This window comes from Rhizobium sp. BK313 (assembly GCF_014193655.1).
Lineage (GTDB): Bacteria > Pseudomonadota > Alphaproteobacteria > Rhizobiales > Rhizobiaceae > Rhizobium.
This window is the reverse complement of the sequence record NZ_JACHZQ010000016.1, coordinates 15,563-40,338: the sequence shown is the minus strand read 5'-3', so window position 1 is coordinate 40,338 and position 24,776 is coordinate 15,563. Positions and strand designations below refer to the sequence as shown.

The following is a 24,776-nucleotide window of genomic DNA, read 5'->3' as shown; positions in this document are numbered from 1 at the left end:
GGTCTTTCTGATACGTTCGACTCAAATGCTGGGGATCAATCCGCCGTCGACTCTGATCGTCGACCCGGTGACGTAGGAGGCTCTACAGCTGGCGAGGAAAGCTACGACGTCAGCATATTCTTCCGGCCTACCATAGCGTCCTACGGGAATGTCCTTTGCGCTCTGCGCTGCGATCTCTTCTACACCTCGCTGTTCGCGTGCCGCCTTTGCGGCGTCGAGAGTATGGACCCTGTTCGTCGCGATCCGGCCAGGAACGACGACGTTGACGGTGACGCCGTCGGCAGCCACTTCGCGCGCCAAGGTCTTCGACCAACCCAATAGGCTGGCGCGTAGTCCGTTCGAAACCGCCAGATTAGGAATTGGAACAATCACGCCCGATGAAGTGCTGGTAATCAGGCGCCCCCAACCGCGCTGCCGCATGCCGGGCAGGACGGCGTTGCTTGCGGCAATGACACTGAGAACCATCTTATTGAAATGATCGGTCCAGTTGTCCAGTGGGGTATCGACCGCGAGCGTCGGCGGGGGGCCGCCCGTATTGTTGAACAGGATGTCAACAGGACCAAGTTTGCGTTCGATTTCCGCAATCCGATCCGACAGATGGTCAGTCTCCGCCAGGTCCCAGGAGATCAGGCACGTCTCCGCTTTGTCACCAATTTTGTCGCGCACCCTTTCCAGGCCGCTCGCATCGACGTCCGCCAGTGCAACTTTGCAACCTTCGTTGGCCAGGCGTGTCGCGACGGCGCTGCCGAGACCGCCTGCGGCGCCGAGCACCAGCGCCACTTTGCCTTCTATATCCAAGTCCATTTGTCGGAGCCCCGTCAGTGCCTCTATCGCGATGACACTATCGCTGTCCTTGAGGGGACGACCTATAAATTTGTCTAATGGTCTCCGAGCGGCTCAAGTGTTCCGGATTTTTTCACCGATCAACGTGGCCGACTCCGCCCAGGGGGCGTGGGTACGAATCAGCGGCAGAAGTTCATTTTCAAGCAGGGTGGTCGTCAGCCCTGCTGCCAATTGAGGAACCTTCGCCAGTTCGCGGGCTCTTGAAAGAAGAGAAAGACGCCGTTTGAAGCCTGGTCCAGGCAAAGGAAAGCATTGCAGCTTGCTGACCAGGTCCCCGGCCTCATAAAGGCAGAGTGGTGTGGTAATCGCCCAGGCGCCGCCGTTGGCGACCATAGCTGCAACGCCGAAGGGTGTATCGAACTCGTGGGTTCTAGGTAGGTCGAGGCCAATGCGCCGGAGGTGGCGTTCGATCGAGACGCCCATCTTCCGTCGGGGATGATAGCGGATAAAGGCTAGCGACTGGCAGAGTGCCTGCAGCTGCTCCCGCGTCTCAGGCGCCGGCGTTCCATAAGGTGCAACCACAAAAAATGGCTCTTCGATCAAAGGCCAGGTTTCCAATCCGTCCACGGTCTCGAACTCATCGATCCCGAGCAGGACATCCAAACGTCTGGCGAGGATGTCGTCCACATGTGAGGCAGTTAACCCGGACACAAAGGAGACATGCTCGGCACGCTGAATGAGATGGTTGAAGAGCTCAGGAATGAGCAGCCTGGAAAAGGAGTCGACCAATCCCACCCTGATCAGCGGAAGTTTTCCACGCCCGACATCCTGCAGGAGCGGCGTGATCAGGCGCGCATCCGCAATCAGCGAGCTTGCACGCTGGCGCAGCACGACGCCGCCGAGCGTCAGGCCGAGCGGCCTGACCTCGCGATCGAATAAGCGACTTTTCGTCCTCTGTTCAAGATCGTTGATGACCTGCGACACTGCCGACTGGGTAAGCCCCAATGCGCGGGCCGCCGCCGACATCGTGCCGTGCTCGCATACGCTCAGAAATACTTCGAGGGAGCGAAGTTCGAAAGGCAGCATCTGGTGTCTCCTCGGCCATTACTAAAACTTATACTGCATAGAAAGCTGATCTTGGGTAGCGTCGAAGTGCGGCGGGAGGAAGCCGAATTTCGGAGGAGAGAGACATGGGCAACAAGCTTCTAACGATCGGAACGGGTCTGGCTCTAGGCATATCGATCGGTTCTTTACCAGCGCATGCTGATGACTACGTCGACAAGGCCAAAGCATACATCGCTTCCATAACGAAGCCGGGCGGAGAGTGGACCGGCCCGACGTCAGGCCCCAAGGTCCAGGGCAAGAAGACGATCGTATTCGTGAACTACGATCAGCGGAATAGCGGTGGACGGGCGGTCGGCGAGTTTGCAGGCGAGGCTGCCAAGATCGTCGGCTGGGACTATCGCGTTCTGGACGGTCAAGGAACGGTGTCGGGACAGACCGCCGCGTTGAACCAGGCAATCGCTTTGAAACCGGATGGGATCATATTGGGCTCCGTCGATGCGCTGGAACACAATCCCGAGATCACCGAGGCTGTCAAACAGGGGATCAAGGTCGTGTCCTGGCATTCCGGAACGACTCCGGGCACGATCCAGGGGTCACCCATTTTCACAAATGTGACTACCGATCCGACCGAGGTCGCCACAGCAGCAGGCCTCTATGCCGTCGCAGATTCCAATGGAACTGCGAAGGTCGTTCTCTTCACCGACAGCGCTTACCAAATATGCATCACGAAGACCAACGCTGAAAAAGCAGCGATCGAGGGGTGCAAAAACTGCAAGGTATTGGATGTAGAGGATACGCCCCTGGGGGAGGCATCGACCCGCATGCCCCAGCTCACGACAACGTTGATGGCCAAGTATGGGGAAAATTGGACACACTCGATCGGCATCAACGATCTGTATTTCGACTACATGGCTCCGGCGCTTCAGGCAGCCGGTATCGATGGGGCGGGCAAACCTCGCAATATCTCGGCCGGTGACGGCTCTGAGTCCGCGTTTCAGCGCATCGACACAAATCAGTTCCAGATGGGGACTGTCGCAGAGCCCCTTCGTCTTCATGGTTTCCAGCTTATCGACGAGCTGAACAGGGCGTTCTCGGGTGAAAAGGCCAGCGGATACTCCGCTCCGGTTCATCTGTTTACACCCGAGAATGTCAAGTCTGATCGCGGGCCTGGCGGGATTTACGATCCGGCGAACAACTACGAGCAGCATTACAAGACGATCTGGGGTCTATCTTAACACCTGCCACCCGCACAATCTTTCAGGCTGTGCGGGCTCCCTTCTCTGAGATCCACTGTCGAGGCCACCATGTCTTTTATCGAACCGCCACAGTACAGCAAAAACATGCGCCTGATCGGCCATAGTGATCAAGGTGGTAGGCCCGACGCCGTGCAAATCATGGTCGAGAACGGCTTTGCCTACGTCGGCCACCTGTTTTCGAACGGGATCAGCGTTATCGATGTCCGCGATCCGAAGAATCCGGTCACCATAGAGTATATCCCGGCTCCTCCAAATACCTGGAATCTTCATCTGCAGGCTCACGACGGCATTCTGCTCGTCGTTCACGCCAAGAACATGTGGGCACAACCGGATTTAGCCGACGAACGCAACTATTACCGCGCCAAAACGACGGATATTCACGAGCATGCCCGTGTCAAGGATGAGTCAGCTTGGTCTGCGGGTGTGGCTGTGTACGACATTTCGAAGCCGGGAAAGCCAACGAAGATAGGGTTCATGCCGATCCGGGGCGCCGGCCTGCATCGCATCTGGTATGTGGGCGGACGTTGGGCCTATGCTTCAGCGTTCATCGACGGGTTCAGCGATTACATCATGATCACCATCGACATGGCGGACCCGACTGCGCCGCGAGAGGCCGGGCGTTTCTGGCTGCCCGGCATGAACCTCGCGGAAGGAGAAGTGCCGAACTGGCCTTCTCCATCCGGCCGCTATGGCTGCCACCATCCGATCGTTCATGGCGACACCGCCTATTGCAGCTGGCGCGATGCCTGTTTGGCGATTGTCGATGTCAGCGACCGCACCGCGCCAAAATTGATTTCTCATCGCATGTGGTCCGAAAGCCTCGGCGGGGCGACGCACAACACGTTGCCGCTTCCCGACCGCAATCTGCTCATGGTCCTCGACGAGGCCACGCTCGACAACATGGAAGACGGCTACAAGCCGATCTGGATATTCGACATCGAAGACAACAAGAACCCACGGTGTCTCTCGACGTTACCGACTCCCTCGGATCGAAATTATGTCGATGTCGGGGGCCATTTCGGCCCTCACAATATTTACGAGAACCGGCCAGGTCACTTCGTCAGCTCCGATCTCGTATTCACGACCTATCAGAATGCCGGCGTGCGGGTGTTCGACATCAGCAATCAATATGCCCCGGCCGAAGTCGGTGCGATGGTCGTGGCGCCGCCGAAGAAGCTTATCGATCCCAGGCCCAATCGCCCCCTGGTTCTCCATGCCGCGGACGTCTTCGTCGACAAAGACGGATTGGTCTACGCCACCGACTTCAGTGTGGGGCTGTATGTGATGGAGTACGGCGGCTGATGCGATGAATTGCTACCCCGCGTAACGATGGGACGAGAGATGTTAGATCAGCAGGTTAACAGCGTTCACCAGCCGAGGGAGCCGATGCTGGCAGCCATTGGCATTTCGAAGCGCTTCGGCGGAACGCAGGCGCTCGACAACGTGAGCCTTGAACTCGATCAGGGTTCGGTCGTGGCGTTGCTGGGAGAGAACGGCGCCGGGAAATCCACCCTCATTAAAATTCTGGCGAATGTGTACAAGCCCGACGCGGGAGATATTGCTTTTGAAGGCAAGGCGGTATCAGCGGAACAACTCCCGATCGCCTTTATTCACCAGGATCTTGGGTTGATCGAATGGATGACCGTCGCTGAGAATATATGCCTGTCCTTGGGGTATCCTCGCCGATGGGGGATGATCAGTGTCGATGGAATGCGCGCTCGCGCCTTCGAGGCTCTGCGCCAACTCGGCGTGGAAATCGATCCCGATGAGCGTGTGGAGAGGCTGACGCGCACGGAAAAAGCTCTGGTCGCTATAAGTCGCGTTCTTGCGTCGAATGCCAGGATCGTCGTCATGGACGAGCCGACTGCGAGTCTGCCGACAAGTGAAGTCGAGTTGCTTTTTCGCGGCATCCGGCGTCTACGCGATTCAGGTGCGGCTGTGTTGTATGTCTCGCACCGGCTCGATGAGGTTTTTGAAATATCCGACCGGATTGTCGTGCTGCGCGACGGACGTCTGGCAGGCGAATTCTCCACCAAGACTGCGACTTCGCAAGACATCGTGATGGCTATTATCGGCCGGGAGCCTTCAAAGTTGTTTAGCCGCACGCGAGGCAAGGTCGGAGAGACGAGGCTGTCACTGAACGAGGTTGCCCTCGAAGGCGTTGGACCCGTTAGCTGCGAGTTTCGTCGCGGCGAAATCGTCGGTCTCGTCGGATTGCGGGGGGCAGGGCATGATGCGATAGGCCACGCACTGTTTGGTTTGGTTCCAGTCCTTTCGGGAACTATCGAAGTTGATGGCGGCAAGGTACATGCCAAATCACCACGCGATGCAATGGCGGCCGGCATCCAGCTGATTTGGGGAGATCGAAACAATGGTTCGATCGTTCCGGGTCTGTCCATCAAAGAAAATCTGTTCCTCAATCAAACCGCTGCCGGCCGATCTTTTCTCTCCTATGTATCGCCTGCTCAGGAAAGTGACGCAGCCTTCGCGCTTGGCCGGGATCTCGGCTTGCGGCCGAACGCACCGGACTTTCCCATAGACGCGCTCTCGGGGGGCAATCAACAGAAAGTGGTCATCGGACGATGGCTGACGTTGCGCGGCAAAATTTACGTGTTCGAAGACCCGACCGCAGGCGTCGATATCGGAGCTAGGGCGGATATCTATAGGCTGTTCGAGATGGCTCTAAACGATGGCGCGGCGATCGTGATTGTCTCTACGGATTTTGAGGAAGTCGCCAACGTCTGCGACCGAGCGCTAGTGTTCGACCGCGGACAAGTCGTGGCGGAATTGTCAGAAAAACAACTTACCACGCGCGGGCTGATCAGCGCCGCTTCGGCTGGTAGGGACGATTGAGGAAGAAACAAGATGCAGTCGCTTAAATCTCGTGCGCTGGAGCCGACGCGTTCCGAGCTGGCCACCCTCTCAAGATACCAGGCGGCCATCCGGCTTGTTCCAGTCTATGGTCTGCCACTTCTCGGACTTTTACTGATCGTACTGTTCAGCCTTCTTCTTCCCGATACCTTCCCGACGGCCTTCAATGTTCGGTCAATCTTGAGCGACAAGGCAATTGTGGCGCTGCTGGCGTTCGCCGCGATGATCCCGATGATTTGCGGACGAATTGACCTGACCATCGGATATGGGATCGTGCTTTGGCATATTCTCGCAATCAGCCTTCAGACTGTCTATGGACTTCCGTGGCCAGTCGCGGTGCTTATCGTGTTGTTCTGCGGGATTATAACTGGACTGATCAACGGTCTCCTGGTTGAGATTGCCCAGATCGACTCCTTCATTGCGACATTGGGGACGGGAACGGTTCTTTATGCTCTCGCACTCTGGCACACGGACGGCAGGCAGATGGTGGGTGCGCTGCCTGCGGGCTTTCTGAAGATAAATGGCATCTTCATCTCCGGCTTTCCGATCACAGCCTTCTACGTGGCGGCATTGACGATCGCACTTTGGATAATCATGGAGCGGCTGCCGATCGGCAGGCAGCTCTATGCCATCGGCGCCAGTCCGAAGGCGGCCGCCTTGAATGGTATTCCTGTTCGCAGGTACATTATGGGTTCGTTCGTGGCATCCGGCCTTCTCACGGCGTTTACTGGCGTAGTGCTGGCGTCGAAACTTCGAATTGGGCAGGCGGGTGTCGGCCTTGAATATTTGCTGCCTGCGCTTGTAGGTGCATTTCTCGGATCGACGACAATCAAGCCGGGCCGGGTCAATGTCTGGGGAACCCTGGTAGCAGTTCTCGTTCTTGCCGTCGGAATATCAGGGATCCAACAGCTGGGAGGACGGTTCTATGTCGAGCCTCTGTTTAACGGAGGCATGCTGATCGTTGCGATCGCGCTTGCCGGCTACTCTCAGCGAAGCAAGCGCTATGCAAAGGCCACCGATGTCCAGTCCTGAGGATTTTGGAAGACCAGCGATCTCTTCGAATATCAAGCGAGCAGCGCAAGAGCGCTCGCATCCGAGCTCCGGCCTGGAGCGCTGTCTGACATCCTGAAGGGTGTCGCCTCAGCTAACGGAAGTGCGATTGTTAGGCTGACATCCAGAGTGCGAGGTTGGCGGTTCGAATCTCAATCAAGGCGACCTATTTGAACTGATATTCTGTTACGCGATTGGAGCAGGTCCAAGCTATGGCGACGCGTATACCGACCACATTTCCCGTGGTTTAAACCGGAGCGATACCTTCGGCTGCACCAGGTTTGAACGCGCCGGATTGAATGAAGGGGAAACCCAGGCGAATGGATCCAGCCCATCCATAAACTACGTCACCGCAGCCATAATTTCCCGGACTTCCTTGGCAGAAATGTCGGCCATTTCGCCGAGTTGCACCTGCCCGGCACGTTCCAGATGGGCGACGATATCGTCGGCGGAAATCTTGGTGGGGGCAACGTCACTGCTTTTGACCGGAAGCCCCATGCGGCGGAAGAAGTCTTCCGTCGCAGCGATACCCTGTTCGGCAGCAATTCTGTCGTCGTCCGCCTGGACGTTCCAGACGTTGCGGGCATAACGGGCAAGCATTTCCTGCTTCGAGCGGATTTTGAAGCGCAGCAGCGAGGGCATCACCAGGCTCAGCGTGCGGGCGTGGTCGATACCGTAGAGAGCGGTGATCGCATGGCCGATCATATGGGTCGACCAATCCTGGCGCACGCCCATCCCGATCAGTCCGTTGAGCGCCTGGTTGGCAGCCCACATGACGTTTTCGCGTGCGTCCGGCGAATTTTCCTTTAGAAGCTTCGGTCCCCATTCGATCAGCGTGCGCAGCAGCACTTCGCTGTAGCCGTATTGGACCGGCGTGTTTCCGGGAAGGGTGAGATATTGCTCGACGACATGGGTAAAGGCATCCACGACGGCGTTGCCGAGCTGGCGCCGATCGAGGCTTGCCATGGTCGAGGGATCCATGATTGCAAAAACAGGACGCGCCGCCTCATTGGCGAAGGGAATCTTCAGATCGCGCGTGACCGATGAAATGACCGATACGGCATTGCTTTCCGAACCGGTCGCCGGCAGCGTCAGCACGCAGCCGACCGGCACGATCTTCTCCGGATATCGGCCGGCCGCAAATTCGTCCCACGGATCGCTGTTCTCAGCGGCAATCGCCGAGCCGAGAAATTTTGCCGCATCGATGACCGACCCGCCGCCGACAGCCAGAATGATATCGGACGCTACCTCGCGGGCGAGCCCGGCGGCCTTCAGGACGGTCTCGTAGTGCGGATTGACTTCGATGCCGCCGAATTCCGTTACCTCGCAGCTATCGAGGGTCGCCAATACCTGGTCATAGACCCCGTTGCGCTTGATGGAACCGCCACCATATAGCAGGAGTACCCGCGCCCCCGGAGCGATGAGCGCCTTCAGCGCGGCGATCTACCCCTCGCCGAAGAGAATGTGCGTCGGATTCCTGTATTCGAACTTGACCATGGTGTCCTCCCAATACCGCTATGTCTTGCTATGGTCGGCTGCCAATGCGGCGCAGAGCCTGGCAAGGGCGAGCATGCCGGGATCGTCGAGCCCCTGGCTCTTTTCACCATACATGCGGGCTCGGCCGATGCGGTTCGGTCGGTCGCGGAATGCTTCCAGCGCCTGCTGCGAACCTTGCGCCGCAGCCGTTGAATAATCGGCAGGCTCCGCCTTTCGCAGCGCTTCGGCAACCGCATCCAGACCGTCGATGACGGTCTTGTCGCCAAGTGCTGCACCACCGCGCGCCAGCATGGCGCTACAGATGCCCGACAGCAACTCCGGCAGGCGATCGGAGGCGGTTTCCGTCTGCCCGCGTGTGGCCTTGGCAAGGGTCATGAAGGCCGTCATCACCAGGGTGCCGAGGCTGGAGCCGGTGGAAGCGGATGCCGCCTTGGCGAGTTCCGTGAAGGCGATGCCAAGATCCTCGGTGTGAAAGAGGTCGACCTTGGCAATCCCGTCGGCCAGGCGGCGCAGCATGCCGCCTGTATCGCCGTCCCCGAGCTTGGCATCGGCGGCATTCAGCTCCGTCTCGGCCACCGTAAAGCAGGCCTGCGCCCGCTGCACCGCCCGCCCGATATCCGCAACGACAATCGCCATCAGCCGGCCCTCCAGAAGGGGCAGGAGGCAGGGGCGTGGACAAGCCGCTCGATCTCCTCGTCGAGGAAGCAGAGGCTCAGTGAGGCGCCGGCCATCTCCATGGACGTTGTGTAGCGCCCCACCAGCGGCGCGACGATCTCGAAGCCTGCCTTCTCAATCTGCGGAACGACGCGGCGATAGAGGATGTAAAGCTCTTCCAGCGGTGTCGCGCCGAGGCTGTTGACCAGGAGCGACACGCGGTTCGAGGCGTCGGCCGGCGCATTGGCAAGCAACCGCTCGACCATCTCGTCCGCGATCCTGTCAGCGGGTTTCATGCGGTCGCGCCAGATTCCGGGCTCGCCGTGGATGCCCATACCCATCTCGATCTCGCCTTCCGGCAAGTCGAAGGTCGGCGCGGCAGCACCGGGCACGATGCAAGGCGCCAAGGCGAAACCGAGGGTGCGGGTGCGTTCCACTGTGCGGCGGGCGATTGCTGTGACATCGGCGAGCGATCCGCCGGCTTCGGCAAGGGCACCGGCGGCTTTGTAGGCATAAATGATGCCGGCAACGCCGCGCCGCCGACCGATCTGATCGGCGTCAGCGCTGGCGATATCGTCGGTGCCGAGCACGGTCGTGGTTTCGATGCCTTCCACTTCGGCCATCTCGCAGGCCATGTCGAAGTTCATCCGGTCGCCGCCGTAGTTGCCGTAGAGGCAAAGAACGCCCTTGCCGCCGTTGGCGACCGCGATCGCTTCGCCGCAAGAGGCGACATTGGGGCCCTCGAAGACATTGCCGACCGAGCAGGCGTCCAAAAGTCCCGGGCCGACGTAGCCGGTGAAGAGCGGCAAATGCCCCGATCCGCCGCCGGACACGACGCCTACTTTCCCGGTTGCACCACTGTTACGTCGGACGACCCGCCCCCCGGTTCCATGCCGCATAAGAGAAGGGTGGGCCAACACGAGGCCATCCAGCATCTCGTCGACATAGTCGCGAGGATCATTCATCAATTGGCTCAAGTCCCGTTCCCCTCTTTACGAATTCAAGGCACTGCTGCTGATGGATTGGCCGGCATCAGGTGCTTTTCTGGCAGCTTGACGGATTGGCGAGCCGACGGGCCGCAACCATCACCTCGGACGAAGGGCGATCGCGAACACCAGTGCAGAAGAATTCAGGTTCCGGCATTTACTGACCTCGATCGCCAAAGGAATTATGGGTAACGAGGTTACTTATTATCGGACTTTCGTCAAGAGCCGCGTTTTTGATCACTCGCAGCTTCTGCCTGCAGCCATCGGACGAACGGCGTGAGCATCTCGTGGTGTATTCCCGCCTCGGGATAGGCAAGAATATACGCGTTGCCGTCTTCCAGGACCTGAGGAAACGGCACGACGAGCCTTCCGGCCGCCAGATCTTCACGGATCAGTGTGGTCTGTCCGATTGCCACCCCCAGGCCCTCGACTGCGGCCTGATAGGCAAGTGAGGTGCTGCCGAAACTTACGCTTTGCTGTCCGCGTATATCCGGCCGGCCGGCGATCGCCAGCCAATTCCCCCAGTTATTGGGGAAGACGGAAGAGTGCAGGAGTGTATGTTGCCCCAGTTCATCAAGGTTTCTCAGGGGCTTGACGCGCAGAAGAGCCGGACTGCAAATCGGTACGAGCCGGCTTGGTAAAAGACGTCGGCAGACCATCCCTGGGAGATCGGCGTTGCCGATATAGATGGCGGCATCGACATTGCCGCTTCGGAACGGATTGGGATCGGCTGCCAGCGAAGTGCTGAGCCTGATCTCTCCGGCAGATGCTCCCTCGAACTTGCCAAGGCGTGGCATCAGCCAGCGCATCGTAAACATCATGGAAGCAAAAATATGCAAGGGCTTACGATGATGCTGGTCCATGAGCCGATCGGTTGCCGCTTCGAGCCTGCCGAAGATCTCCTCCAGTGAATCGACATATTCGCGCCCAGCCGGCGTGAGCGTCACTTCCCGATAACCCCGTTCGAACAGCCGCAGACCCAGGTAATCTTCCAGAAGCTTTATCTGTCTGCTGATTGCGCCCGGTGTCACATTGAGATCGGCTGCTGCCTTCATGAAACTGAGGTGTCGCCCGGCAACTTCGAATGCCCTTAGGGCCTTCAGGGGCGGAAGACGACTTGCCATGTAATGTCCTCAGATGAGTTTTCTTCAAACGACGGATTCTTCCGTGAGAATCCATAGCATTTCGGAAGCGGAAAACGACCGAATCCCGCGGAAAAATCCCATTTCCGCAAGAAAATTTTGCGACGCAGGCAAAGCAACGGCATCTTCGCGTGAGAAAAACTCAATCGAGCAGACGCGAACTCGTTTGACGTAACCCCGGCGCTCGCGAAAAATTTCATCGTTCGCCTGTGTCAAAACAAAATACCGGAGACACCCATGTCCAATAGCAAGATCATCATTACCTGCGCCGCGACCGGTGCTTCGATGACGCCGTCCATGTCGCCCTATCTGCCGGTGACGCCTGCCGAAATCGCCGAGCAATCGATCGCTGCGGCAAAGGCGGGTGCGTCGGTCATTCACCTGCATGCCCGCGATCCACAGGACGGCCGTCCCACCAATGCCACCGAGGTCTGGCAGGAATTCATCCCGGCAATCCGCGCCGGATGCGATGCCGTCATCAACATGTCCGCGTCACTGGGAGCCACGCCGGAAGATCGCCTTGAAGCGGTTCTGAAGCTGCGGCCGGAAGTGGCTACGGTGATCGTTGGTTCGATGAACTATGGCAATTTCAAAAAGGCGCGTGAACAGGGCTTTTCGGAAGCCGATGTCGCCAAGTTCAAGCACCAGTGGGAGAAGGACAGCTTCGGCCCGAAAAGCTACGACGTGGTCACGGGCAACTCGTTCAAGAAGATCGACGCCATGATTGCCACCCTCATCGACGAGGGCATCGCCATGGAGTTCGAGGCCTACGATGTTGGCGACCTCTATATCCTGGAACATCACCTCAACAATCGTAAGGTCAGCGGCAAGATCATCCTGCAATTTCTGACGGGTATCCTGGGTGGCATTACCTCCGAAATCGATAACCTTCTGCATCTGAAGCGGACGGCGGAGCGGCTGTTCGGCGATCAGCTGGTCCTGTTCACGCATGGAACCGGAATGGTCAACATCCGTACGGCCGCCTATGGCGGACTGATGGGAACCCATGTCCGTGTCGGCCAGGAGGATAACCTCGTCAACAAGCCCGGCGAACAGTTCAAGAGCAATGCGGAGCAGGTTTCGAAGATAAAGCGGGTCTTTGATGAATTGAACATCGAAACGGCTACCCCCGCCGAAGCCCGCCAGCTTCTCGGCCTGAGCGCGAAATAGCCGGCGATACCGTTGCGAGGGTTGCTTCATCATTTCCGATGACGTTCCTGATCCGAATTTCAGGACAGGTCACTGAGAGTATATCTGGGTGCCCTCGCCAAATTTCGTGCCTTCTGACAGCTCACCAGTAATGGCCAGAGGCCAGCGATCTCCGAGACTTTCGGCCGCTTTCCGGATCAACGATCTATAGCGGTCGAAATCTTCCATGCTGGCCCGGACCAATGGTGCGGTGACGCTGACAAAGCCGACATAAGGGCCCGTCCGATGACGCCGAATTCCCGTTGCCACAGAAGCTATTCCGGTTTCGTTTTCCTGATTGCTGAAGCTGATGCCCGATTGCCGGATACCGTCCAATTCCGCCAGCATCTTTTCCAGATCGGTAATTGTGTACGGGGTCACCGCGCGCATTCCGCCTTGCAGTCGCTGACGAACGTCTTCATCCGCCAGCGTTGCAAGCCAGGCCTTGCCCGTAGCGGTGGAGTGCAGCTCCATCGAAGTCATCGGCTCGACCTGGAGCCGCCGGCGAATGCCGGTCACTGCCAGCACCCATCTCGGCACATCTCTGTCCAGAACAGAAAAAAGGACAAGCTCGCCGGTCTGCTCGGCAAGCTGCCGCAGGATGGGCAGGCATTCATCGAGCAAGCGCGCCCGGCCAAGGAGCCGCATGCCCAGGTTGCTTATCTTGTAGCCGGCGTAATAGCGCTTATTCTCGCTGTTGCGATAGAGGTAATTCAGCGCCTCGAGCGTCGATGCGATCCGCAATGCGATGCTCTTGTTGACGTCAAGCTCCTTGGCGATATCCGAGATCGACATGCCGGCATGGGAGTCTGTCAGCATTTCCAGGACGGCTATCGTCCGTTGAACGGTCACCAGGCTGTCCAATGGATTATGTTTTTCTTCGGTACTCATTCGGTTTCCCTTCATCTTGTCACCCCGGACATAACCTGTCCGCGCCTTGACATTCTAATGTAAACACAAATACAGTAACCATGTTACCTAAAATATCGGAATACCGATACTGTTAACAACTCGGGAGGTTCTTATGCAGCATAAATTGTGGACGGCGGTCTGCGCCGCGGGTCTTTTAACCGTTGTTTCCTTCGGGCAAGCGCGAGCGGAGAGCGATATCACGTTCGCCGCATTCCTGCCCTTGACGGGTTCGAGCGCAGCGGTCGGCATTGAAGAGCAGCAGGGAGTGCAGTTCGCTCTTGAGGAGATCAATGCGGCCGGCGGGATCAACGGCCACCAGCTTCAGATCAATTTCGACGATACGCAGGGAAAGCCTGACCAGGCGGTTCTCGCCTTCAATCGCGAAGTGGACCTGCATGCCATTCCCGCTGCGATTACCGCGTTTTCTGTCCCGAGCCTGGCCATCGCGCCGCTGGTAACGCGCAAGAAGGTGCTGGTGATCAACCCTGCCGCCCAGGCAGACAAACTGGGCGAAGCGTCACGTTACCTCTTTAACACCATGCCGCTCACGCGTGACGAAACCGAAGTTCTCGCCCATTATCTGGTCAAGACGCTCGGCAAGAAAACCGCCGCTATCATTTATGAGAATTCCGCCGCCGGCATCGATGGGCGTAATGATTTTTCGGCCAATTTCACGCGTTTTGGCGGTAAGATCGTCTCGGATGAACCGGTTCCGCCCGGTGATACCAATTTCCGGCCCGCACTTCTGAAGACAGCCTCCGCCAAGCCCGATGTCGTTTTCGTCAACGTCGTTCAGGGCGGTACATTGCCACAATTCGTCCAGCAGGCTGGCCAGCAGGGGAATTTTCCGACGGTTGTCGGCACGACCTTCCTGACGCCTGCCATGGGCCTGCCGGGCAGCGACAACTGGTACTACACGGCAATCCGCGGAACGCTGCCTCCGGCCGTCGAGCAGGGCATCATGAAGAAGTTCGGAACAAAGTCGGTCAGCGTTTATTCGCGCGAGTATTATAACGCGACCCATATTCTGGCCACGGTTGCCAAGGCCGTACTCGATGCCAAGGAGGAGCTTACCGGCGACGCCATGCGCGAAGAACTTCTGAAGATCAAGACCTTCAGAGGTATCGCGGATGTCTCCTTCACATCGAATACCGCCGTCCGCAATATCGATATATTGCAGGTCCAGAAAGGCGTAGGCACGAAAGTCGCCGAAGGCGCAGTCGGTCAAAACTGACCGATCCCGCATCGGAGATGTACCATGCTTTTTCTAAACCTTCTCGTGAACGGCCTCGTCAGTGGCTGTGCCATCGGAGTGGTGGCGATCACCTTCTCGATAATCTATTCGACCACGAGAGTGTTCCATGTGGCGCATGCCGGCATCTACACACTTGCCGGTTACGTCACCTGGTATCTCTCCAGCGAAGGTTTGCCCTTCTGGTTGGCGCTCGCCTGCGCGGTCCTTGTGGGTGCAGCCATGGGCGCATTCATTCAGTCACAGCTCTACAGCCGACTGAATCAGCGAAATGCCACCCCCTTGGTGCTGCTGATTGCTTCGCTTGGCGCGCTTGTCGTCATTCAAAACGTCATGGCCGCCTTCTTCTCGCCGGACGTTCTGCAGATGTCGCCATCCTGGCGTAACGATACGATCCAGCTCTCGGTGGTGACGATAAGCGTCCCGCAGGCGCTCGTCGCGGTCAGCGGGCTCGTGCTTTTTGCAGCCTTGTTACTGTGGTCTGGTCGGACAACGATCGGCAAGCGTACGCGGGCGGTCGCCGCAAACGAGTTCCTTGCCGAAATTACCCGGCTGGAGCCGCGGCGCGTGCACGTTATCGTCATGGCGATCGCCTCCGGCATAATAGCCTTTCCGAGCGCGTTCACCGCTCTCGATCAGGGGCTGCAACCCTATACCGGTACTCTCATTCTGCTGACAGCAACCGTTGCCGTGATAGCAGGTGGTATGGATAGTCTGGTGGGAGCATTCGTCACTTCGATCATTCTTTCCGTGCTGCAGACGACGTCCACCGTGATCATTTCGGGTCAATGGAGCGTCGCTGCTACGTTCGGCCTCTTCGTCATACTGATGGTGGTTGCGCCGAAGGGCATTTTTGCCCGGCGGACGACACGGTAGGGGCACGCTGATGGATTTTATCGCCAGTTATCTCGTAATCGCCGAAATCTATGCTCTGGCGGCAATGTCGACCAATCTTCTGGTCGGCGTGACAGGCATATTTTCGGTTTCCCAGGCGGCGATCTTCGGCGTTGGAGCCTATACCGTCGCGATCCTGACGGGCAACGGCACGGTCGACTTCCCTCTCGCGATGCTGATCGCCCTCGTCTTGTGCCTCGTCATCAATGCCCTCTTTGCTCTGCCTGCCTTACGAATTGCCGGCGACTACTTCGTCGTCACCTCTTTCGGTATGCAGATCGCCGCGACCGCCATCTATATGAATCTCACGGATTTGACCGGTGGCGCTTCCGGGCTTGCAGGCGTGCCGCCGGCCAGCCTGTTCGGCTATGACCTCGACGATGCGATGAAGTTCCTGCCGCTTTCGACGCTGCTTCTGCTGTTGGGCTGCCTGTGCTTCTGGCTCGTCCTGCGTTCGCCTTTCGGGCGACTGGTCAATGCCATCCGCGAGGATGAACTAGCGGTTGCGGCCGCCGGGAAGAATGTGCTGTCGACGAAGGTTGGCGTGGCTGCGCTGTCCGGCCTGTTTGCTGGCGGAGCCGGCGGTCTCTATGCCGTGTTCTTCAGCTTCATCGATCCGACATCGTTCGACATCGACGCCTCGATCCTGCTGTTGACGATGATCGTCGTTGGCGGGGCGCGCACGCTCGTCGGCTGCCTTTTGGGGCCGGCATTGCTGACGGCGCTGCCGCAGGTGCTGAGCATATTGCCGATTTCTTCGTCTGCAGCCGGACCGATGCGGCAGATCATCTATGGAGGCCTGCTGATCCTGTTCATGCTGTACCGGCCGCAGGGGATAGCGGGGCGCAAAATATGAGCAGTCACTATCTTACAGTATCAGGCGTCTCTAAGCGCTTCGGTGGATTGCAAGCGCTCAACGATTGCAGCTTTACCCTCGACCGGGGCCTGATTACCTGCCTCGTCGGACCGAACGGCGCCGGCAAGACAACGATTTTCAACGTCATCACCGGTTTCACACGGCCGGAGAACGGCGACATCCGGTTGGGGGAGCAATCCCTCCTCGGACTGTCTGCTCGTCGAATGGTGGACCTCGGCATTTGCCGCAGTTTCCAGAACCTGCGGTTGTTCACGGAGCTGTCGGTAATCGACAACGTCACGGTCTACCTGCCGAGCAAGACGGACGAGAATCCGGTCAGGCCGCTGCTGAGGCCATTTCATACCTGGGCAGAAACCAGACGGCGCCGGGAGGAGGCGATGGCCTTCCTGGAAGACGTGGGACTGGCTATGCGTGCTAAGGATATCGTCCGCAATCTGAGCTATGGCGAACAGAAGCTGCTGTGTGTGGCGCGCCTTCTTGCGAGTGGCGCAAAGCTTCTCCTGCTCGACGAGCCGACGTCCGGCCTCAGTGCGCAGGCCCTCGAAACCATGCTTGAAGTCGTGCTGCGTCTCAAGGACACCGGCCGGACTTTTCTGGTCGTCGAACACAATACGAGCATCGTCCAGCGGCTGGCCGACAACGTCGTGTTTCTGCACCAGGGCCATGTCCTTGCTCAGGGTGAGCCGGCTGAAATCATTGCCCGGCCGGACCTCGGGGAAATTTATTTCGGAGGAGCATTGTGATGTCGACCGACGTAGCTTTGCTTGAAGTGCAGAATCTCTCCGCCGGTTATGGCAACAAGACCGTCCTCCATGACGTCTCCTTCAAGGTGAAGCCCGGACAGATTCTGGCTCTCCTGGGCCACAATGGCTGCGGCAAGACGACGACCCTGAAGAACATCATTGGAATGGGCGAGCGGGCCACCGGCGATATGTACCTTTCCGGAGAGCGGATCGACAAGCTGAAGGTCTCGGAGCGTATATCCAGAGGATTGCGGCTGCTACCCGAAGGAAGAGGCATCTTCGCGACGCTGACGATCGGCGAGAATCTGGATGTGGTTGCCGACCGCAATTGCCGGGGGCCCGACAATCGCTTCGAGGTCAAGGACGTGCTTGAACTCTTTCCCGCATTGTCCGGTCGGCTCGATACGATTGCGGGAAGCCTGAGCGGTGGCCAACAGCAGATGCTGGCGCTCGGCCTTGCCCTGCTTGGTTCGCCCAGATGCATCCTGCTCGATGAGCCCTCGATCGGGCTTGCTCCCAATCTTGTCGAGCGCCTGTTCGAACTGGTTCGGGACGTCTGCCGGTCTTCGCAGCTCGGAGCCGTTCTCGTGGAACAGAATGTGGCAGCCTCGATGAAGATCGCTGACCACGTCACGATCCTCAACAATGGTGCGGTTGTGTTCGACGGCTCACCCGAAGAGGCCCGCAACTCAAATTTCTGGCATTATTTCTGATGGCAATCGGCTGGATTGACGCCGGGGGCGTTTCCCTTCGATACGAACTCGGAGGTTCGGACGGGCCGCTGGTGGTACTGCTGCACGAAATGGCTGGGACCCTGGAATCCTGGGACCTCGTCATGCCCGCTCTGCAGAAACGCTATCGTACATTGCGTTACGACATGCGCGGGGCTGGGCTTTCGGAGAAGATTCGGGGGGAGGTGAGCGGCGACCAACTCGCCGATGATCTCAAGTCCCTGCTCGATGGGCTGCACTTGAGCGGGAAAGCGGCGCTGATCGGCTGTGCCGTCGGTGCAAATGTCGCGCTGCGTTTTGCGGCGCGCCATCCGGCACATACGGGTGCGGTCGCGATATCGAGCCCGGCCACGCACATTCCCGCGGAACGTCGCGATGCCACCTATGCGATGATAGACGGCTTCCTGCGCGACGGATTGCGGAGCATCGAGGAGAAATCGCTCCTCACCTCCTATCCCGAGGAGTTTCGAACGCTTGATCCCGAGCGCTTTGCCTCCACTCGATCCCGTTGGCTCGGCAACGATCCCGAAAGTTTCGCCGCCATTTATCGGATGCTCGCGTCGTCCGATTTGGAAATGGTGTTTCCTCAAGTCGTTGCGCCGTGCCTCCTGATCGGCTGCCTGCAGGATGCAGGTCGTCCGCCGGAAGGTGTTCAAATGATCGCGGATCGCATTAAGGATGCACGTTTTGTAACCATCCTCTCCGCGCATTTTCCGGCAATTCAGAATCCGGAGGCGTTCCTCGGCTTGGTCTTGCCTTTTCTTGAAAAGAACTGGCAGGGATAATGTCGATACCCGATATGAGAAGGGTTGGTTTTCTCCTGACTGTTTGGGCGGATGTGGTGGAAGCCGGTTGATCTCCGATATCGGAGGGGACCGTCAGATCGATCATCCCAGCGACGCCGTTGCTGAGTGAATCTTCAAATACGCCCAGGTCAGTCATATGTCGTGGATCAAGCCGCTCGGAGGCGGAGACGACATGCTCGAACCCGTACAATTCACCACAGCCGACCAGCGGAGTGCATGGGCAAACAGGCCGAGGCGTCTCGTCCCGATCGCCGCGTTGCAAGCGGAGTGGCGGTGGCCATATCGACCATGCCACATTTCCGGTGCTGACTGAGCTGAGATCGCCAGGATGTTTGTGATCGTCAGGCTAAGTTTCGCGTCGAACTGTTGTATGCCTGAAACTCAGCGCTGTATTTACCTGCCAGTTGAGACCGGTTGCAACATGTTCGCGCGCGTTTCGACAGACGAATTCTCTAATCAGGTTGATCGAAAGCCAATCCCGCAGCGCGAAACAGTGGGTATCGATCGTGGCATGGCACCTCACCGCCTGCAAATTCCAACGCGTGTGGCTCAGTCATCTCCGCGAAGGACGCGCCAAAGGAGCTCAAAAGATTGCCATCGACGCCGACATCCTTGAGCATCTATTTCTCGTGCGGCGGCAGGACGTCGAGAAGAAAATCGGTGATGGCTGGCGCGACCACGTCGCCACTGTACCGCCATCGCCGATGGGGAGCCCATTTACGATCTAGGATCTCGGCACGACACGTCAGAGACATTGGATTTGCCGCGCGAGTTCCTCGGCTATCATTAAGCGACTGAACCTATAGCCAAGAGCATTGATTTTTTATCAAACGTTCTCCACAAGGCCCTTGCAAAATTATGAGTAACCCAGTTACATAAAATCAAGAAGCGCGTGACTGGGAGGATATCGTGAGCTCTTGTGGAACGAAAATGTCGTGGCTTGTTCACGATACCGGCGGCAGTCCGATCGATCCTTTCCTGTCCTCCAAGCGGCAGGGTTGACACGTGTTTGGTCCTATTCTCGCTTCCGGATTGGCGATGGGCGCCGTTTATGCCCTCATCGGCATGGCCTACAATACGATGTTTGCCGCGTCCCGCGTGATGAGCTTTACCACCGGGCAGGTCGGCATGATCGGCGGCGTTCTGGGCTCGCTCTTCGTTGTGGAACTCGGCCTGCCCGTTGCCCTCGGCTTCCTCCTCATGTTGATCGGCTGCGCCGTCGTCGGTGTGTTGACCGAACTTCTGGCGGTGCGCCCGGTGCTCAAGAAGCTCGAGCAGCATCTCTATGTGTTGTCGACGCTGGCGATGGCCATGGGCATGCAGCAGCTTGTCGCGATCCTGTGGGGCACCGAGCCGCGTCCTTTCCCGCGCTTGCTGGCTACACCCGCAATGGGCGTGTTCGACGAGCGTTTCTGGCTGCCGCTTCTGGCTTGCATGGTCGTTGTCGCCGGACTCGAATATCTCTACCGAAGCACCCTGATCGGTAGGGCCTTTCTCGCCGTCGCCGAAGACAGTTTCGCGGCCCGCGCGCTCGGCCTGCCGGAACGGCGGCTGCGGGTCGCGAGTTACGCGCTGGCCGGCATGATCGCCGGTGTCGCCGGCTTTTTCGGCGGCGAATTGATGCTCGCCTATTTCGGCAACGGCGCCACGCTCAGCTTCTATGGCTTCATCCCCATCGCGCTTGGCGGCCTCGGCAACAATCGCGGCGCGCTCGTCGGCGGTTTTGCTCTCGGCCTCTTCCAGCAGGCCGCAAATTTCGCCCTTGGCGGCGTCATCGCATCCTGCGCGGTTTTTGCGGTCTTCATCATCATTCTTCTTGTAGCGCCAGGCGGCCTGTTCGGCAGCATGGGAGGGCGTCGGGTATGAACACTGCATTGCCGCCTGCCGAGATCGGGCAGATACAGAACAACGGCGCCGCGCTGGTGAGCTCGTTGCGCATGATCGGGCCTTTCGTCGTGGTCCTTGCCGCAGCCTTGGTGCTGCCTCTCGTCGGCAACGACTACTGGACCCTGATTGGCACCCGCGCCGCGATCTACTGGATATTGGTGTCCGGGCTCAATCTGGCGGTCGGCTTCGGCGGTCAGCTGGCGATCGGTTTCGTCGCGGTGCTGACGCTCGGCGCCTATGTGGCGAGCGTCCTGGCGGCCGGTACCGTCGGGCCCGCCTGGCCGGCCTTTGCCGCGCTCGGAGCGGCCGGCCTGTCGGGAGCGATTGCCGGAGTGATCGTCGGTCTGCCGGCACTGAGGCTGGGATCTTTCTATTTTGCCATGACGACGTTGGGATTCGCCACCATCGTCACCCAGGTGGCGCTCGCCTGGGGCTCCGTCACCGGCGGCGGCACCGGCGTCGCAGGCCCGGCCTTGCCGGCACCGTTCGACACCACCCTCGGCTTTTACGGACTGTGCGTCGTGCTCGCGGCGCTGTGCACCTGGATGACGGCGAACGTCGCGCATAGCCGGTTCGGACGCGCCCTGATCGTCATCCGCGATGCGGACGTTGCAGCCGAAGCAGTCGGCGTTTCGAAGCCGGCCATTCTCATCAGCATCTTTCTGTTTGCTGGCGCCGTAGCAGGCGTTGCGGGTGGGCTCTTTGCAAGCCTGCAGTCCTACATCACGCCCGATGCCTTCACCTTCGATCTCTCGATCCTGTTCTTCATCGCGATCCTTGTCGGCGGCCGCAGCTCCATTCTCGGTCCGCTCTTGGGCACGATCGTCCTCACCGTTCTGCCGGAGCTAGCGGCGCCGCTCGTTGCCTGGTCGACCTTTCTCTATGCGGTGATGCTGCTCGTCATCGTGTTGACCATTCCGGGCGGTCTTGCCGAACTCTTCGACATGCTTGGTCGGCGGCCGATCGCCACCGGACGGATTATCGCACCACGGCTTGATCTGGTTGCCGCGCTGTTTTCCAAGCCGCCGCGCAGGGAGGCCGTCAACATGCGCGATATCACCTTGCGCTTCGGCGCCTTGCGCGCCATCGACGGGCTCGATCTGCAAGTGCGCCCCGGCGAAGTCCATGGATTGATCGGTCCGAACGGCTCCGGCAAGACGACGACGCTTAACGTCATCAGTGGGTACTACCTGCCGCAGGAAGGTTCGATGATGCTCGGCGAGGCGCAGTTGACCGCCGGCGTGCCGCACAGCCGCGCCGCTGCGGGCATTGCCCGGACGTTCCAGCGCCCGCGCATCGTCGGGGAAGCGTCGGTGCTGCAAAACGTGGCGCTTGGCGGAACGGTGAGCGGTCGGGCGAGCTTCGTTGAGACCCTCTTGGGCCTATCGCGTCATCGGGCCGACGAGGCGAGATTGCGGGCCGATGCCTTGCTGGCCCTGCGCGTCGTCGGGTTGGAATCGCTTGCCTCGATCCGCGCGGATCGGCTTCAGCACAGCGAGTTGCGTTTTGTCGAAATCGCCCGTGCTCTCATGCTGCGTCCGGCCGTCCTCCTGCTCGACGAACCGGCGGCCGGGCTCGCGCCAAACGAAATTGCGCGTCTCGGCCAGCTCATCAAGGCGGTTGCCCAACAGGGCACCGGCGTCCTGCTCGTCGAGCATCACGCCGACCTTATCTTTGACATCTGCGATCACGTCACTGTGCTGAACCTCGGCCGCATCCTGGCGGCCGGCACGCCGGCGGATGTTCGCTCGCATGGGGAGGTGGTCAGTGCCTATCTCGGAGTCTGATCCATTGTTGGCCGTCGAAAAGCTTCGTTCCGGCTACGGCAATATCCCCGTGCTGCACGGCATCGGCCTGACGATCCGTCCGGGCGAGGCCATCGCCCTGCTCGGACCGAATGGTGCCGGCAAGACCACTTTCTTGCGCGCGATTTCGGGTCTGCTGCCGAATTCGGGGGGGAGCATCAGCTTTGCCGGGAAAAGCATCTCCGGCATGGGACCGGCTGAGATCATAAAGCTGGGGCTGGGGCACGTTATCGAGGGGCATCGGGTCTTCACCGGCCTTTCGGTGCTGGATAATCTGCTCCTGGCGGGCTTCGATCTGCCGCGCCAGGAGCGCGTTACCAGGGCCGATGAAGTCCTGTCCTATTTCCCGGAAATCGCAGCGAAACGGAACGAACGCGGCGGCGCGCTCTCGGGCGGGCAACAGCAGATGTTGGCGGTGGCCCAAGGGCTCGTCCGCCGACCGCGGCTGTTGATGCTGGACGAGCCGTCCGCCGGCCTCTCTCCCGTTCTTGTCGACCGGGTGCTCTCCGTGCTGCGCCAGCTCTGCGACGCGGGCACCTCCGTGCTGCTGGTCGAACAGCTCGTGGAAAAGGCGCTTGCCTTTGCCGACCGAGTCTACGTGCTGAGCCGCGGCCAGATGGTCATGGAGGCCGACACATCGGAAGCCGGTCTCTCCCAGCGGCTGGAACAGGCCTATCTCGGCGGCGCGCTGGATAGCCATGGCATTTCCGAGCACATACCGGCGGGCTGAGACACCATTCCGTCGACGCCGACTGACGCATTCGAGCACGGCACTGGCAGATCAAAAGCGTGCCCGTGCCCTACAGATCATTCAAACCAGAGGAAACCACATGTCGACACTGCTGGAAGAAAAGGACGCCATTCGGGACGTCCTGTCGGAATACTGCTTTTGCCTGGATGGCGGGCTTCATGCCGAAATGGCGGCGCTCTTCACGCCGGACGGTGTCTGGGAGACCGCCTTCGGCAGCGGTCACGGACGCGATGGGATCAAGGAACTGCTGTCGCGAATTGGTCGTCCAAGTGGCGCGGAGCCCCGTGCGGTCCATTTGGTCGGCAATATCGTGATCAAGATCGACGGCGATCGGGCAACAGTGCGCTCCAACTGGGTCGAACCGCAGAACAGCCGCCGGGGTCCTGTGATCGAGGCCGCCGGCGCCTACTACGACGATATGGTCAAGCTCAACGGACAATGGCTGTTCAAGCATCGTCGTATCGATCGTTTCGTCGCCGATACGCGCGGTCCGCATCTCAAGTAGTGCCGACGGCAACATAGACACCGATATGAAATGCAAAGCGCCGTGGATTCCGCGGCGCTCAGCTTGTTGACAAACCTTGCTCGACATCCTCGGCCTTGTGCCGAGGCGCTTTCTTTGGTTCTTACTTGATGCGGGACGCTTCGTTGAAGGCCAGCGGCAGGCCGGGAATATCCCAGTCCATCTCGATCAGCTGACCGCGTCCGGAGTGGGTGATATAGGCCTTGCGCAAATCCGCACCGCCAAAGCAGATATTGGTGACGACGGGGTCGCCGGTGTCGACCTGGGACAGAACCTCTCCGTTCGGACGGATCACCGTTATACAGCCAGTGCTGAGCGTGGCAACGCAGATATTGCCCTGTGAATCGACTGCAAGACTATCGAAACGCTGATAGCCGGGAAGGCCGCAGACCAGACGGCCGCCATGGGGTGCCTGATTGGTTCTTCGGTCGAAGACACCAGGCGCGGTGAGATCGAAGGCCCAAAGACGCGCCGTTTCGGTTTCTGCGGCATAGACGGTGGAACCGTCGGGCGACAGGCCGACGCCATTCGGCGTGATCAGCGGATAGGCGATCTCGACGATCTTCGAACCGTCCGGCAAAGCGTAATAGAGCCCGCCATTGGTGCGAAAGCGCGGATAGAGCTTGCCGAAATCGGTGAAATAGAACCCGCCATGCGCGTCGAACACGATGTCGTTCGGTCCAACCAGCGCATGTTCGCCGCAATGGGTATAGAGGGTCCGCTTTTCGCCGGTCACCAGATCCAGCCTGTCGATGCGGCCACCGGTGTAACCTTCCGGCACGCCCGGCCGTCCACGGTTGAAGCCGTCGACCTTGTGGAACAGGAAGCCGCCATTGTTGCAGAGATAGAGCGCGCCATCGGGGCCGAAGGCGAGACCGTTCGGCGCTCCGTCTATATCGAACACCACCTCGACCCGTCCGTCGGGACGGATGCGGTTGATCGTCTTGCGCTGCATCTCGACGACAAGCACGGTGCCGTCCGCGCAGGCCACCGGGCCTTCCGGGAAAAGCAGGCCTTCAGTTACAATCCTGTGTTGTTTCATCTCTTACGCTCCTCAAAGTTGCGAATTGGGCAATATCCAGTGCGCCGCGCCTTGGCTAAGG

General features: G+C 59.2%; 24 protein-coding genes. 16 read left to right on the top strand and 8 right to left on the bottom strand.

Going from position 1 to position 24,776, the window contains the following annotated elements; genetic code table 11:
• Nucleotides 1-21 precede the first annotated feature (21 nt).
• Together FHT86_RS37130 and FHT86_RS37125 are read right to left on the bottom strand one after the other, a co-directional pair.
• The gene (locus FHT86_RS37130; protein ID WP_133704421.1) at nt 22-804 is read right to left on the bottom strand and encodes an SDR family oxidoreductase; all 783 of its coding nucleotides are present in this window, start codon (nt 802-804) and stop codon (nt 22-24) included.
• Nucleotides 805-897: 93 nt separating this feature from the next.
• On the bottom strand, nt 898-1,869 hold the full coding sequence (locus FHT86_RS37125) for a LysR family transcriptional regulator (RefSeq protein WP_133704420.1): 972 nt from the start codon (nt 1,867-1,869) through the stop codon (nt 898-900).
• A 104-nt stretch (nt 1,870-1,973) separates the two neighbouring features.
• Here FHT86_RS37125 and FHT86_RS37120 point away from each other — a divergent pair, with 104 nt between their 5' ends.
• From FHT86_RS37120 to FHT86_RS37105, 4 genes are all read left to right on the top strand, one after another.
• Entirely contained in the window at nt 1,974-3,083 is a 1,110-nt protein-coding gene (locus FHT86_RS37120) for a substrate-binding domain-containing protein (RefSeq protein WP_133704419.1), read from the top strand.
• A 69-nt stretch (nt 3,084-3,152) separates the two neighbouring features.
• Nucleotides 3,153-4,406 carry an LVIVD repeat-containing protein gene (locus tag FHT86_RS37115; protein ID WP_133704418.1) on the top strand — a complete coding sequence of 418 codons (1,254 nt, stop codon included), beginning with the start codon at nt 3,153-3,155 and terminating at the stop codon, nt 4,404-4,406.
• A gap of 84 nt (nt 4,407-4,490) precedes the next feature.
• A complete protein-coding gene (locus FHT86_RS37110; RefSeq protein ID WP_133704499.1) occupies nt 4,491-5,957 on the top strand; it encodes a sugar ABC transporter ATP-binding protein in 1,467 nt (488 codons plus the stop codon).
• A 12-nt stretch (nt 5,958-5,969) separates the two neighbouring features.
• The gene (locus tag FHT86_RS37105) at nt 5,970-7,007 is read left to right on the top strand and encodes an ABC transporter permease (protein ID WP_133704417.1); all 1,038 of its coding nucleotides are present in this window, start codon (nt 5,970-5,972) and stop codon (nt 7,005-7,007) included.
• 360 nt (nt 7,008-7,367) lie between these two features.
• On the opposite strand, the gene FHT86_RS37100 is transcribed toward FHT86_RS37105, so the two are convergent.
• The 4 genes from FHT86_RS37100 to gcvA all read right to left on the bottom strand — a co-directional run bounded on the left by FHT86_RS37100 (nt 7,368) and on the right by gcvA (nt 11,286).
• Entirely contained in the window at nt 7,368-8,447 is a 1,080-nt protein-coding gene (locus FHT86_RS37100; RefSeq protein ID WP_312862682.1) for an iron-containing alcohol dehydrogenase, read from the bottom strand.
• 93 nt (nt 8,448-8,540) lie between these two features.
• Nucleotides 8,541-9,158 carry a dihydroxyacetone kinase subunit L gene (locus tag FHT86_RS37095; protein WP_133704416.1) on the bottom strand — a complete coding sequence of 206 codons (618 nt, stop codon included), beginning with the start codon at nt 9,156-9,158 and terminating at the stop codon, nt 8,541-8,543.
• Entirely contained in the window at nt 9,158-10,153 is a 996-nt protein-coding gene (locus tag FHT86_RS37090; RefSeq protein WP_133704415.1) for a dihydroxyacetone kinase subunit DhaK, read from the bottom strand. Before FHT86_RS37090 ends, FHT86_RS37095 begins: the two co-directional genes overlap by 1 nt.
• A gap of 227 nt (nt 10,154-10,380) precedes the next feature.
• Nucleotides 10,381-11,286, bottom strand: a complete 906-nt coding sequence (gcvA, locus tag FHT86_RS37085) for a transcriptional regulator GcvA (RefSeq protein ID WP_133704414.1) — start codon at nt 11,284-11,286, stop codon at nt 10,381-10,383.
• A 255-nt stretch (nt 11,287-11,541) separates the two neighbouring features.
• Here gcvA and FHT86_RS37080 point away from each other — a divergent pair, with 255 nt between their 5' ends.
• Nucleotides 11,542-12,474: a 3-keto-5-aminohexanoate cleavage protein gene (locus FHT86_RS37080; protein WP_133704413.1), complete on the top strand. Its 933-nt coding sequence runs from the start codon at nt 11,542-11,544 to the stop codon at nt 12,472-12,474.
• 69 nt (nt 12,475-12,543) lie between these two features.
• Here FHT86_RS37080 and FHT86_RS37075 read toward each other — a convergent pair whose 3' ends face one another.
• Nucleotides 12,544-13,383: an IclR family transcriptional regulator gene (locus FHT86_RS37075; RefSeq protein ID WP_166656681.1), complete on the bottom strand. Its 840-nt coding sequence runs from the start codon at nt 13,381-13,383 to the stop codon at nt 12,544-12,546.
• 133 nt (nt 13,384-13,516) lie between these two features.
• Between FHT86_RS37075 and FHT86_RS37070 the strand changes: the two genes are divergently transcribed.
• The 11 genes from FHT86_RS37070 to FHT86_RS37020 all read left to right on the top strand — a co-directional run bounded on the left by FHT86_RS37070 (nt 13,517) and on the right by FHT86_RS37020 (nt 23,655).
• Nucleotides 13,517-14,638 carry an ABC transporter substrate-binding protein gene (locus FHT86_RS37070; protein ID WP_133704411.1) on the top strand — a complete coding sequence of 374 codons (1,122 nt, stop codon included), beginning with the start codon at nt 13,517-13,519 and terminating at the stop codon, nt 14,636-14,638.
• Nucleotides 14,639-14,662: 24 nt separating this feature from the next.
• A complete protein-coding gene (locus FHT86_RS37065; protein WP_133704410.1) occupies nt 14,663-15,532 on the top strand; it encodes a branched-chain amino acid ABC transporter permease in 870 nt (289 codons plus the stop codon).
• 10 nt (nt 15,533-15,542) lie between these two features.
• Nucleotides 15,543-16,406: a branched-chain amino acid ABC transporter permease gene (locus tag FHT86_RS37060; RefSeq protein ID WP_133704409.1), complete on the top strand. Its 864-nt coding sequence runs from the start codon at nt 15,543-15,545 to the stop codon at nt 16,404-16,406.
• On the top strand, nt 16,403-17,170 hold the full coding sequence (locus FHT86_RS37055; protein ID WP_133704408.1) for an ABC transporter ATP-binding protein: 768 nt from the start codon (nt 16,403-16,405) through the stop codon (nt 17,168-17,170). The genes FHT86_RS37060 and FHT86_RS37055 overlap by 4 nt, the downstream gene beginning before the upstream one ends.
• Nucleotides 17,170-17,883, top strand: a complete 714-nt coding sequence (locus FHT86_RS37050; RefSeq protein WP_133704407.1) for an ATP-binding cassette domain-containing protein — start codon at nt 17,170-17,172, stop codon at nt 17,881-17,883. Before FHT86_RS37055 ends, FHT86_RS37050 begins: the two co-directional genes overlap by 1 nt.
• Nucleotides 17,883-18,686 carry an alpha/beta fold hydrolase gene (locus tag FHT86_RS37045; protein ID WP_133704406.1) on the top strand — a complete coding sequence of 268 codons (804 nt, stop codon included), beginning with the start codon at nt 17,883-17,885 and terminating at the stop codon, nt 18,684-18,686. Before FHT86_RS37050 ends, FHT86_RS37045 begins: the two co-directional genes overlap by 1 nt.
• Nucleotides 18,687-19,213: 527 nt before the next feature.
• Complete coding sequence (locus tag FHT86_RS37040; protein ID WP_133704405.1) at nt 19,214-19,435, top strand: hypothetical protein; 222 nt, start codon at nt 19,214-19,216, stop codon at nt 19,433-19,435.
• Between the two features lie 277 nt (nt 19,436-19,712).
• A complete protein-coding gene (locus tag FHT86_RS37035; RefSeq protein ID WP_133704404.1) occupies nt 19,713-20,573 on the top strand; it encodes a branched-chain amino acid ABC transporter permease in 861 nt (286 codons plus the stop codon).
• Complete coding sequence (locus FHT86_RS37030; RefSeq protein ID WP_133704403.1) at nt 20,570-22,381, top strand: ABC transporter permease subunit; 1,812 nt, start codon at nt 20,570-20,572, stop codon at nt 22,379-22,381. Before FHT86_RS37035 ends, FHT86_RS37030 begins: the two co-directional genes overlap by 4 nt.
• Nucleotides 22,335-23,129 (top strand): ABC transporter ATP-binding protein, encoded by a 795-nt coding sequence (locus FHT86_RS37025; RefSeq protein WP_133704402.1) that lies wholly within the window; start codon nt 22,335-22,337, stop codon nt 23,127-23,129. Before FHT86_RS37030 ends, FHT86_RS37025 begins: the two co-directional genes overlap by 47 nt.
• A gap of 100 nt (nt 23,130-23,229) precedes the next feature.
• On the top strand, nt 23,230-23,655 hold the full coding sequence (locus FHT86_RS37020; RefSeq protein WP_166656679.1) for a nuclear transport factor 2 family protein: 426 nt from the start codon (nt 23,230-23,232) through the stop codon (nt 23,653-23,655).
• Between the two features lie 121 nt (nt 23,656-23,776).
• Here the strand turns inward: FHT86_RS37020 and FHT86_RS37015 are convergent, their stop codons facing one another.
• Complete coding sequence (locus tag FHT86_RS37015) at nt 23,777-24,715, bottom strand: SMP-30/gluconolactonase/LRE family protein (RefSeq protein ID WP_133704400.1); 939 nt, start codon at nt 24,713-24,715, stop codon at nt 23,777-23,779.
• Between the last annotated feature and the right edge of the window lie 61 nt (nt 24,716-24,776).